General features: G+C 71.8%; 12 protein-coding genes and 1 tRNA gene (1 of these 13 only partly in view). 1 reads left to right on the top strand and 12 read right to left on the bottom strand.

Translation table 11 applies throughout. The features are described from left to right. From GTY47_RS40545 to GTY47_RS40535, 7 genes are all read right to left on the bottom strand, one after another. Positions 1-12 (bottom strand) — tRNA-Ala (locus GTY47_RS40545); it reaches 185 nt to the left of the window's first position. Positions 13-87: 75 nt separating this feature from the next. Beyond that, the gene (locus tag GTY47_RS37770) at positions 88-762 is read right to left on the bottom strand and encodes a histidine phosphatase family protein (RefSeq protein WP_078602871.1); all 675 of its coding nucleotides are present in this window, start codon (positions 760-762) and stop codon (positions 88-90) included. Then, positions 753-1,199 carry a ribosome silencing factor gene (rsfS, locus tag GTY47_RS37765; RefSeq protein WP_010041976.1) on the bottom strand — a complete coding sequence of 149 codons (447 nt, stop codon included), beginning with the start codon at positions 1,197-1,199 and terminating at the stop codon, positions 753-755. The genes GTY47_RS37770 and rsfS overlap by 10 nt, the downstream gene beginning before the upstream one ends. Before the next feature lie 104 nt (positions 1,200-1,303). Next, positions 1,304-3,007, bottom strand: coding sequence for an LCP family protein (locus GTY47_RS37760; RefSeq protein WP_010041974.1), 1,704 nt, complete (start codon positions 3,005-3,007; stop codon positions 1,304-1,306). Positions 3,008-3,023: 16 nt separating this feature from the next. Then, positions 3,024-3,767, bottom strand: coding sequence for a nicotinate-nucleotide adenylyltransferase (nadD, locus tag GTY47_RS37755; protein WP_029181313.1), 744 nt, complete (start codon positions 3,765-3,767; stop codon positions 3,024-3,026). A 71-nt stretch (positions 3,768-3,838) separates the two neighbouring features. After that, the gene (locus GTY47_RS40540; RefSeq protein WP_010041970.1) at positions 3,839-4,003 is read right to left on the bottom strand and encodes a hypothetical protein; all 165 of its coding nucleotides are present in this window, start codon (positions 4,001-4,003) and stop codon (positions 3,839-3,841) included. A 163-nt stretch (positions 4,004-4,166) separates the two neighbouring features. Continuing rightward, positions 4,167-4,328, bottom strand: coding sequence for a hypothetical protein (locus tag GTY47_RS40535; protein WP_010041969.1), 162 nt, complete (start codon positions 4,326-4,328; stop codon positions 4,167-4,169). A gap of 125 nt (positions 4,329-4,453) precedes the next feature. Here GTY47_RS40535 and GTY47_RS37750 point away from each other — a divergent pair, with 125 nt between their 5' ends. After that, positions 4,454-5,578: a M48 family metallopeptidase gene (locus tag GTY47_RS37750; RefSeq protein WP_029181312.1), complete on the top strand. Its 1,125-nt coding sequence runs from the start codon at positions 4,454-4,456 to the stop codon at positions 5,576-5,578. A gap of 20 nt (positions 5,579-5,598) precedes the next feature. Here GTY47_RS37750 and GTY47_RS37745 read toward each other — a convergent pair whose 3' ends face one another. The 5 genes from GTY47_RS37745 to proB all read right to left on the bottom strand — a co-directional run bounded on the left by GTY47_RS37745 (position 5,599) and on the right by proB (position 10,552). Continuing rightward, entirely contained in the window at positions 5,599-6,669 is a 1,071-nt protein-coding gene (locus GTY47_RS37745) for a hypothetical protein (RefSeq protein ID WP_010041966.1), read from the bottom strand. 89 nt (positions 6,670-6,758) lie between these two features. Beyond that, a complete protein-coding gene (locus tag GTY47_RS37740; RefSeq protein WP_010041965.1) occupies positions 6,759-7,352 on the bottom strand; it encodes a hypothetical protein in 594 nt (197 codons plus the stop codon). Positions 7,353-7,482: 130 nt separating this feature from the next. After that, positions 7,483-8,769 carry a glutamate-5-semialdehyde dehydrogenase gene (locus GTY47_RS37735; protein ID WP_010041963.1) on the bottom strand — a complete coding sequence of 429 codons (1,287 nt, stop codon included), beginning with the start codon at positions 8,767-8,769 and terminating at the stop codon, positions 7,483-7,485. A gap of 83 nt (positions 8,770-8,852) precedes the next feature. Beyond that, entirely contained in the window at positions 8,853-9,311 is a 459-nt protein-coding gene (locus GTY47_RS37730; RefSeq protein WP_010041961.1) for a hypothetical protein, read from the bottom strand. A 134-nt stretch (positions 9,312-9,445) separates the two neighbouring features. After that, a complete protein-coding gene (gene proB, locus GTY47_RS37725) occupies positions 9,446-10,552 on the bottom strand; it encodes a glutamate 5-kinase (RefSeq protein ID WP_010041959.1) in 1,107 nt (368 codons plus the stop codon). Between the last annotated feature and the right edge of the window lie 421 nt (positions 10,553-10,973).

Genomic DNA, 10,973 nt, shown 5'->3' with positions numbered 1-10,973 from the left:
AGCTATAGCCCCTCGTGTTCGTCTCCGCTGGCGGGGCGAACAAGAAGAACTTTAGCCTGCGACCTGCCGGAAAGTGAAATCCGGGGGTCAGTCGTCGTCGCCGAGCACCGGTTCCGGCAGGGTGCCGGCGTTGTGCTCCAGCAGGCGCCAGCCGCGGGCGCCTTCACCGAGGACGGACCAGCAGCAGTTGGAGAGTCCGCCGAGGGTCTCCCAGTTGTGGGGGTCCAGGGCGAGGAGGCGGCCGATGGTGGTGCGGATGGTGCCGCCGTGGCTGACCACGACGAGCGTGCCGTTCTCGGGGAGCTTCTCGGCATGCCGCAGCACCACGGGGGCGGCGCGGTCGGCGACCTCGGTCTCCAGCTCGCCACCACCGCGGCGCACCGGCTCGCCGCGCTTCCACGCGGCGTACTCGTCGCCGTACCGGGCGATGATCTCCTCGTGCGTCAGGCCCTGCCAGGCGCCCGCGTAGGTCTCACGCAGCGCCTCGTCGTGGGTCACGTCGAGGCCCGTGAGCGCGGCGAGCTCGGCGGCCGTGTTCGCGGCCCGCTTCAGGTCGGACGCGACGATCGCGTCCGGCTTCAGGGCGTCCAGCAGCCGGGCCGCGCGCCGGGCCTGGGCGACGCCGGTCTCGGTGAGCTCGACGTCCGTGGTGCCCTGGAAGCGGCGCTCCACGTTCCACGCGGTCTGGCCGTGCCGCCAGAGGATGATGCGGCGGCCCCGGCCCTTGCCGGTGGACGTCTCACTGAAGGAGGTCACCGCCAGTCACCGTCCAGCTCCGCCGCCTCCTCGGCCGCTCGCAGCTTGGCGTGCTCCTCGGCCTTGCCGCGGGTGGCCTTGGCGTCCTCGGGCAGCTCCACCTCGGGGCAGTCCTTCCACAGCCGCTCCAGGGCATAGAAGACGCGCTCCTCGCTGTGCTGGACGTGGACGACGATATCGACGTAGTCGAGCAGCACCCAGCGGGCCTCGCGGTCGCCCTCGCGGCGCACCGGTTTGGCGCCGAGTTCCTTGCTGAGGCGCTCCTCGATCTCGTCGACGATCGACTTGACCTGGCGGTCGTTGGGCGCGGAGGCCAGCAGGAAGGCGTCCGTGATGGACAGCACGTCACTGACGTCGTAGGCGACGATGTCGTGTGCCAGCTTGTCGGCGGCCGCCTGGGCGGCGGTGTTGATCAGCTCGTGAGAGCGGTCGGTCACGGTCACTACAAGGCTTTCCGTCGGCGGTCACTTGCCACCAAGGGTCTCACGGACCGCCGCGCGCCCCCCACGCGATTACGTCGACCGCGTGGGGGGCACACTCCTGCCGGCTAGTCGGACGACGGCTTGTAGTCCTGGCCGAGGACGACGGCGACGTCGGCGCTCGCCGAGATCTTGCCCTTGGTGACGGAGCCCGCGGGCAGGCCCAGGGTCTTGGCGACCTCCGCCGCGTCGGCCTTGTCGGCGGCGTCGGCGTAGGTGACCTTGGACGTGGCCCGGGCGGAGCCGGCCGTGCCGCCCTCCAGGAAGGTGAAGCCGCCGTTGAGGAGCACGACGCGGGCCTTCTCCGTGTTGTCCTTCACACCGGTGGCGTTCTGCACGGAGACGCTGACGGCGGCGTCCTTGTCGGGGCTCTTGGCGGTGCCGCCGAGGACGTTCTTGACCACGCCCTCGCCGGCCTGGGCGCTGAGGGTGCCGTCGGCCTGGACGGGCAGCAGGTCCGTCCGGTAGTCGCCGCCCTTGGCGAGGTCGGAGAGCCCGGCGAGGAAGGAACCGAGGTCCTTGTCGGTCAGGGACGGGTCCAGGATCTGCGCCAGGGTCTGGATCGTGGTCGTCGCGGCCTGCGGGTCGGAGGACATCTTGCGCAGTACGCCCTGCAGGACCTGCCCGAAGCGCTCCAGCTGGGCGTTCTGGGCCTCGCCGGGGGCGCGGTAGGTGGCGTAGGCGACGGCCATCTTGCCGCTGAGGGTCTGGGCCTTGCCCTTGTTGACCAGGGGGGCCTCGCCCTTCTTCTTGGCGTCGGGGTCGGGGACGGCCGTGTCGGTGTCGACGTCGATGTTGCCGACGAGGTCGACGAGGTTCTGGAGGTAGGGGGTGTCCAGGCGCCAGGTGCCCTCGATGTCGGTGCCGAGGACGGTGTCGAGCGCGTCGCGGGTGCCGTCGGAGCCGTCGTCCTCGACCGACTTGGCGAGCGTCGTCGTGGTGCCGTCGTCGCTGGTCAGGGCGAGGGAGTTCGGCAGCAGGACGGTGGTGCCCCGCTTGGTGGTGGTGTTGTCGACGAGGAGGGCCGTGGCGGTGCCGCCGCCCTTGGTGTCGTGCAGGTGGACCACGATCACGTCGCGCTTCTGGGCGCCCGCGGCCGTTGCCGTGCCCGTCGCTGAGTCGTCGGAGGACAGGCCGGGCAGCTTCCCCGCGTACCAGAGGTAACCGACGCCGCCGACCGCGGCGAGCGCGAGGACGACGACCAAGGCGACGATCCGGCTGCGGGCGCGGCGCCGGGCCTCCTCGCGGCGCTCGGTGCGGTTCTCGGTGAACTTCAGCCAGTCGATGACGTCTTCGGAGTTGTCGTCGGGCTCCTCGACGAAGGCGAACTGCTCGGTGTGGTACTCCCGTTGTTCCCGTTGATGGCCGTCCCGGACTTCCTCGTCGTCGGCCGGGCCCGCCTGCTGCGGGATGTGGGCGGTCTGTTCGGCGACGCGGGGCTGCTGGGCCGTACCGGCGCCGGCCGCGGCCTGGCCGTACGGGTCGTGGGACGCCGTGCCGCCCTGGTGCTGCCCGGAGGCGTAGGGGTCGTAGGAGCCGTAGCCGGACTGCTGCCGGCCCGTGCCGTAGTCGTACGCGGGCGGGGGCTGCTGCCCGGCCGTGGCGTACGGGTCGTAGCCGTAGCCCTGCTGTTGCTGCTGGGCGTACGAGTCGTACGCCTGCTGCTGGGGCTGCTGGGCCTGGACCTGCCGGTAGACAGGTTGGCCGTACTCGTCGTAGCCGACGAGCTCGTACTGGTCGTCCCCGTACCCCGGGTCGTATCGGTCGTTCACCGGTGCCCCTCTCGGCTCACTCGCCGCGGTACAGCTCGCGCTTGTCGATGTAGCGCACGACTCCGTCCGGCACCAGATACCAGATGGGGTCGCCGTTGGCGACTCTCGCACGGCAGTCCGTGGAGGAGATGGCGAGGGCGGGGACCTCGACGAGGGAGACGCCGCCCTCCGGGAGTCCTGGGTCGTTCAGGTGGTGGCCGGGCCGGGTGACCCCGATGAAGTGCGCGAGCGAGATCAGTTCCTCGCTGTCCCGCCAGGTGAGGATCTGGGCGAGCGCGTCGGCGCCGGTGATGAAGAACAGGTCCGTGTCGGGGTTGAGCGCGCGCAGGTCGCGCAGGGTGTCCACGGTGTAGGTGGGGCCGCCGCGGTCGATGTCGATGCGGCTCACGGAGAACTGCGGGTTCTCCGCGGTCGCGATGACCGTCATCAGGTAGCGGTCCTCGGCCGGGGAGACGCTGCGGTGGCTCTTCTGCCAGGGCTGGCCGGTCGGGACGAAGACCACCTCGTCGAGGTGGAACGCCGCGGCGACCTCACTGGCCGCCACCAGGTGCCCGTGGTGGATCGGGTCGAAGGTTCCGCCCATGACGCCGAGGCGGCGCTTGCCCAGCTGGGGCCGGCCGTTTCCGGGGCCGTCGATCTGGCGGTGCGCCGTGGCGGCACGGCGGGGCTCCGAGTGTCGCTCGGTGCCGCTCGCCGTGTCCTGTGCCGGGTCGTGCGGCGTCTCGTTCGCCGGACCGGTAGGCATGTCCTGCTCTCCCATGCGTGCAGACCCTACCGGCCCTTCCTGAGGGGCCCGGCCGCCCCTGTGGTCCCCGGGGCGCCCGGCCGGGCTCAGCGGTCGCGGTTGAAGCGGGTGGTGATCCACAGCAGGAGCAGCAGGGCGAAGAGGGCGCCACCACCGGTGAGGTAGGGGCTGAGGCTCTCGTGGTTACCGCCGTGCTCCTCGCCCTCGGCGGCGAGGGTGACCAACTGGGCAGCGGTGCTGTGGAAGCTCATCTTCGGCAGGACCTATCGCGTGTGGGCGGGTTAAAGACGTCGGCTCATCGTAAGCGGGCGCCCCGGCCGCGATCACCCCGACTCCGCCTCTTCGTGACACGGAGCCGGTGCGCGGTCCCGCCCGGCCCGTTCCCGGGGTCCGGCGGGGAACCTTCCCGGTGCCTCAGTCGTCCTTCCGTCTGTAGCCGCGCAGCAGGAACCACCCGGTCAGCACACAGCCCACGATCATCACGAGCAGTACGTACCGCAGCATCCCCGGCCCTCCTTGCCGCTCGGCGGCGGTCGCGGCCTCGGCGAGCCAGGCGGCTGCGGGGTGGTGCTCCATGGCGGTGGTCTCCTTCGCTGTACTGCCCGACCACCGTAACTCCGCCTAGGCTGGGCTCTGCCTCGGGGAAGCAAAAGGCCGCACAAGGGGCCGCAAAGGTCATACAGACGCACATGGGGGAAGACATGTCCGACGGCCACGAGCACCACGGGCACGAGCACGTGCCGAGCAGGCAGCGCAGGCGCTTCCCCGGAATCTCCTCGCGTACGTACGAGCACCCGGCCGACCGTTCCGCCCTGGTGGCCCTGCGCAAGCTGAGCGGTTTCGACACGGTGTTCAAGGCGCTCAGCGGCCTGCTGCCCGAGCGCAGTCTGAGGCTGCTGTTCCTGTCCGACTCGGTGCGGGTGTCGGACCAGCAGTTCTCCCACCTGAACGTGATGCTGCGGGACGCCTGCTACATCCTGGACCTGGAGAAGGTCCCGCCGATGTACGTGAACCAGGACCCGCAGCCCAACGCGATGTGCATCGGTCTGGACGAGCCGATCATCGTGGTCACGACGGGGCTCGTCGAGCTGCTCGACGAGGAGGAGATGCGGGCGGTCATCGGCCACGAGGTGGGGCACGCGCTGTCCGGGCACTCGGTCTACCGGACCATCCTGCTGTTCCTGACCAGCCTCGCCGTCCGGGTCGCCTGGATCCCGCTGGGCAACCTCGCGATCATGGCGATCGTGACCGGGCTGCGGGAGTGGTTCCGCAAGTCGGAGCTGTCCGCGGACCGGGCGGGGCTGCTCGTCGGGCAGGACCTTCAGGCGTCCATGCGGGGTCTGATGAAGATCGCGGGCGGCAACCACCTGCACGAGATGAACGTGGACGCGTTCCTCGAGCAGGCCGAGGAGTACGAGGCCGGGGGCGACCTGCGCGACTCGGTGCTGAAGATCCTGAACGTGCTGCCGCGCTCCCACCCCTTCACCACCGTGCGGGCGGCCGAGCTGAAGAAGTGGGCCGAGTCCCGGGACCACCAGCGGATCATGGACGGCCACTACCCGCGGCGCGACGAGGACAAGGACACCTCGGTCCGGGACTCCTGGCGGGATTCGGCGAACCACTACACGACACATGTGAAGAGTTCCAAGGACCCGCTGATGAAGCTGGTCACGGACCTCGCCGGTGGCGCCGGCGACCTGGGCGACCGCGTCCGCCGGGGCTTCGGCGGCTTCACGAACTCGGCTCAGAAGCCGCCCCGGGACCCCGAGACGCCGGGCCCGTCGGACTCCCCGGGAGACGAACAGCCGCCGCGCGACGACAGCTGAGGCGCCCTGGAGAGCCCGTCTCACACCCTCGGCTGCGCGCTGGTCGCCAGCGTGCCGCACAGGGCCGTGGCGCTGCCCGTGGCGTAGGGGTCCGTGCCGGCGGGGCCGCCTTCCTTGGCCGTCTGGCCGGCCAGGAGAGGCCGCAGGTGGTTCGTGGAGTCCTCGGCGCAGGAGAGCGGCCCGGCCTGGACGTAGGAGACGACGAGCTGGCCCTGGTGCAGGCGCAGGTCGTCGCGGTCGAAGCGGAAGTGCAGCTCGCGCCGGACGGTGAACAGGGACACCTCGGCCTTGGCACCGGCCCCGGCGGGCTTCAGTGCGTAGACGAGCGTGTGGTCGGCGGTGACCTCAAGCGTGGACGAGTCGACCTCGGCGGCCTGGAGCGTGCCCTGGACCCGCACCTTGCGGTCGGCCAGCTCGGCGCGGGAGGGGTCGAAGCGGACGAGCCAGCCGGTGGGCGCGTGGCGTCCGTCCGCGGTGGGACGGGCGAAGCTCTGGTCGAACTGGTCCAGCTGGTCGGGGTCCAGCAGGAGCCGGACGGCGCGGACCTCACCGCCCATGAGCACGTCCGGGTCGAGGGCGGAGCGGACGATGTAGTCCTTGGCGGTGGTCAGGGCGCTGACGACCTGGCTGTCCGAGAAGTGCGAGGTGCGCCGCGAGGCGGGCAGCGGTACGCCCTCCGCGCCGCTCTTGAACTGCGCGGCGGGGCTGCGCTCGTACAGGTACGCCCGGTCGGCCGTGCCGGGCACCTTGCCCTCGGGGGCGAGCGGGATGACGGTCATCCGCAGGGGCTCGGCGGACTCCCGGGCGGCGGGGGTCTGGTAGGGGTGGCGTACCCCCATGTAGATCGCGGTGCCGAAGGCGAGGGCGATCAGCAGGACCAGGACCAGTGCCTGCCGGGACAGGCCCCGGCGCAGGGGCGGCCGGCGTCGCACGGCGGGCGCGTGGTCGGCGATGCGCTCCTGCGCGGAGAACTCCTGGAGGCGGGCAGCACGGACGAACGACTCGTCGAAGACGACGGATCGATACTCGTCCTCTCCACCTCCGGGAGCGCCCTCTGGTGTCCCCTCAGGTGGGTCTCCAGGCCCGCCCATATCTTCAGGGTAGGTCTCCGGAAGCTCGGGTAAACGCCCGGCCGCACCACAAGTTCTGACAGGTACTCACCAGGACGGGCGGGTTCCGGTCAGGGGGTGCGCGGGATCACCGAGACGGCCGGCTGGGAGTAGTCGGCGGAAGCGGAGGGAGCCGCCCCGCTGCCCTGTTCCAGGCCGGTCGAGGTGGGCGCCGGCACGGGCTCCTCACGGTTGGAGGACGCACCCCGGTAGACCGCCGTGAAGGCCAGCGCGACCATGCCGACGCCCATCACGACGGCGAGCAGCCAGGCGACGGGACGGTGCCAGCGGACCTGTTTGGAGTAGGGCCCCGTGCCGCCGTAGTGGTCCTCGAGGATGTCGGGGTCGTCCAGCTCGTCGAACTCGGGATCATGGCCGAAATCGCCGTGACCGTACCCGTCGTCGTACCGCTCGCCTCTGGAGTGGGCGCGGCGCGCCTCGGCCTCGGAGGCCTCGGCTCTCGCCTTGGCGGCGGCCAGGAGGCGCTCCACGGCGGTCGGCTCGTGCACCACGGCCGCGCGTACGAAGGCCTCGTCGAAGACCACGGAGGCGAACTCTTCGTCCGACACCCCGCGGTCGTGGTCGTCGTCGGGCTCCCGGCCGTCAGGAAACGGCGTGCCCCCCACGTCCTCCGGCACGGTTCCAGAGTAGACCTGGGGGGTCATTTTGGGCAGACGGTATGCAAATTCATCCGCCGGTTGAGACGGCGTTCACGGGGTGCCGCACGGCGCACGCCCGGCCCGTTCACCCCTGCCGCACACGCATGCGCCGCTTCACATACTCCTGGCAGGCGGCTCAGCGCCGCACGTGCCCGTCCCCGGTGACGATGTACTTCGTGCTGGTCAGCTCGGGCAGGCCCATCGGGCCGCGGGCGTGCAGCTTCTGCGTGGAGATGCCGATCTCGGCGCCGAAGCCGAACTGGCCGCCGTCGGTGAAGCGGGTGGAGGCGTTGACCGCGACGGTGGTCGAGTCGACCAGCTGGGTGAAGCGGCGGGCGGCCTGCTGGGAGGTCGTGACGATGGCCTCGGTGTGGCCGGAGGTCCACAGCCGGATGTGCTCGACGGCCTTGTCCAGCGAGTCCACCACCGCCGCGGCGATGTCGTACGACAGGTACTCCGTCTCCCAGTCCTCGGCCGTCGCCTCGACGACGGTGGCCTTGGAGTCCTTGGCGTACGCCATCACGCGCTCGTCGGCGTGCACGGTGACGCCCGTGTCGGCCAGGGCGTCCAGGGCCCGCGGCAGGAACTCGGCGGCGATGTCCTGGTGGACCAGCAGGGTCTCGGCGGCGTTGCAGACGCCGACGCGCTGGGCCTTGGAGTTGATCAGGATCTCGACGGCCATGTCGAGGTCGGCCTGGGCGTCGACGTAGACGTGGCAGTTGCCGGTGCCGGTCTCGATGACCGGGACGACGGACTCCTGGACGACCGTGTTGATCAGCGAGGCGCCGCCGCGCGGGATCAGCACGTCGACCAGGCCGCGGGCGCGCATCAGCTCGCGCACGCTGTCGCGGCTCTCGCCGGGCACGAGCTGGATGGCGTCGGCGGGCAGCCCGGCCCCGCCCACGGCGTCGCGCAGGACGCGCACGAGGGCGGTGTTCGACTGGTACGCCGAGGAGGAGCCGCGCAGCAGGACCGCGTTGCCGGACTTCAGGCAGAGGGCGGCGGCGTCGACGGTGACGTTCGGCCGGCCCTCGTAGATGATCCCGACGACGCCGAGGGGCACGCGGACCTGGCGCAGGTCGATGCCGTTGGGCAGCGTGGAGCCGCGCACGACCTCGCCGACCGGGTCGGGCAGCGCGGCGACGTCGCGCACGTCGGAGGCGATGGCGCGGACCCGCTCCGGGGTGAGCGTGAGCCGGTCGATCATGCCCTCGCTGATGCCGGCCTCGCGGGCCTTGGCGACGTCCTTGGCGTTGGCCTCGACGATCTCGCTCGTACGGACCTCCAGCGCGTCGGCGATGGCGAGCAGCGCGTCGTCCTTGTCGGCCCGCGGCAGCGGCGCGAGGCTCGCGGCGGCGGCCTTGGCGCGGTAGGCGGCCTCGGTGACCGGGGACATGGAGTCGTACGGCGAAAGCGTGGTCATGAGGGAAGCGTAGTGTGCCGGGCGGGACCCTACACCGCTCGTTCCACACCCCGAGACGCTTCCCGAGACACTTCCCGCGGAGGTCAGAACGGATGAACTCCGACCGGTGACGCCGGCGGCGGCCCGTAGCCCTCGGCGATGCGCTGGTGGTAGGTCACGCGGTCGATGACCTCCAGGCCGACGATCTCCCAGGGCGGCAGTCCGGCGGTCTGCCGGTGCTCGCCCCACAGGCGCAGGGCGACGGCGGCCGCGTCGTGCAGGTCGCGGGCCTCCTCCCAGTAGCGGATCTCCGCGTGGTCGACCGCGTATCGGCTGGTCAGGAGGAAGGGGTGGTCGTGGGCGAGCTGTTCGAGGGCGCGCCGGACCTCCGTGATCGGGGCCTCCCTGCCGGAGACGCTGAGGGTGACGTGCCACAGGCGCGGGGTGTCACCGGGCTCCTCGCCCTCGAAGCGGTCCCCCGCTGCCACGCTCGTCAGGGCCCGCTCCTCACCGGCCGCGCGGGAGCCGGCACCACCACGGGACGCCGCGGCCCCAGGGCGCACTCGTCTCACGACGGCCTCCTTTGCACAGTGGCGCTGCTGCGGAACATGTCCCCGGGACAAAGTTGAGCAGGCCGCAAGGGTTCGCGTGGCGGTTTTGCGGAACGTCCACCACCGGGGGCGGATGTTTCGACACATTACGGGTGCAGGAGCACCAGGTCGTCCCTGTGTACGACCTCGCGTTCGTACGCGGGTCCGAGTTCACGGGCCAGTTCGCGGGTGGAGCGGCCGATCAGCCTCGGGATCTCCTTGGCGTCGAAGTTGACCAGCCCACGGGCCACGGCGTGCCCCGTGCGGTCCCGCAGCTCGACCGGGTCACCGGCGCTGAACTCGCCCTCGACGGCGGCGATGCCGGCCGGCAGCAGCGACTTGCGGCGCTCCACGACGGCCTGGACGGCGCCGTCGTCCAGGGTGAGGGCGCCCTGCGGGGTGGAGGCGTGCTGGAGCCACAGCAGCCGGTCCGCGGAGCGCTTGCCGGTGGGGTGGAAGTAGGTGCCGGTGTCCCGGCCGGTCAGGGCGTCGGCCGCGTGGACGGCGCTGGTGAGCACGACGGGGATGCCGGCGGCGGCCGCGATCCGGGCGGCCTCGACCTTGGTGACCATGCCGCCGGTGCCGACGCCGGCCTTGCCCGCGCTGCCGATCTCGACGTCCGCGAGATCGGACGGCTCGCGCACCTCGGCGATGCGGGAGGTGCCGGGCCTGCCGGGGTCGCCGTCGTAGACGCCGTCCACGTCGGACAGCAGGACCAGCAGGTCGGCGTGGACGAGGTGGGCGACGAGGGCGGCGAGGCGGTCGTTGTCGCCGAAGCGGATCTCGTCCGTGGCGACGGTGTCGTTCTCGTTGACGATCGGGAACGCGCCCATCGCGAGGAGCTTGTCCAGGGTGCGGGAGGCGTTGCGGTGGTGGGCCCGGCGGCTCATGTCGTCGGAGGTCAGGAGCACCTGGCCGACGCCGACGCCGTAGCGGGCGAAGGAGGCGGTGTAGCGGGCGACCAGCAGGCCCTGGCCGACGCTGGCGGCGGCCTGCTGCCGGGCGAGGTCCCTCGGGCGGCGGCGCAGGCCCAGGGGGGCGAGGCCGGCCGCGATGGCGCCGGAGGAGACCAGGACGATCTCGCGCTCGCCGCCGCTGCGGACCTTGGCGAGCACGTCGACCAGCGCGTCCACGCGGTCCGCGTCCAGGCCGCCCGAGGCGGTGGTCAGCGAGGAGGACCCGACCTTGACGACGATCCTGCGGGCCTCGCCCACGGCCTGCCTTGCCCCTGCCACGTCGCCGTCCGTCCCCTCGCGTCGATTCGGTCGCTCACCAGGAAATCTACGGGACGGCCGGACGGGGCGCGGCGCCGGTCCACGCTACGGACGGTACGGCGGGCGTCACCGCCCGGCGGTGCTCCCACTGTCCGCGGGCACGGGCGGTGGAGACGCCCCCTAGACGCGCCGTGAAGGGGCCTCTCCCGGAGGGGCCCTGTACCGCCCACCCTGCAGGCCGCACCGCACGGACGGGGCAGGCCGCCATCAGGCACGCGCGTGGCACCCCCGAACGCGCCCCTGGCACACCGGCACGCCGTCCCGGCCACGCTGCTGTGCAGCCGACCGCACAGGCCACCGCCCGGCAGACCACGCAGGCCGCGACCGAACATACCCCCGGCGTCCACCGCACACGCCACCC

Origin of the sequence: Streptomyces sp. SID5464 (genome assembly GCF_009862985.1) — a bacterium.
GTDB classification, from domain to species: Bacteria; Actinomycetota; Actinomycetes; order Streptomycetales; family Streptomycetaceae; genus Streptomyces; species Streptomyces chartreusis_D.
Note: the sequence above shows the minus strand (reverse complement) of the source record. Positions and strands in the feature narration are given on the sequence as shown.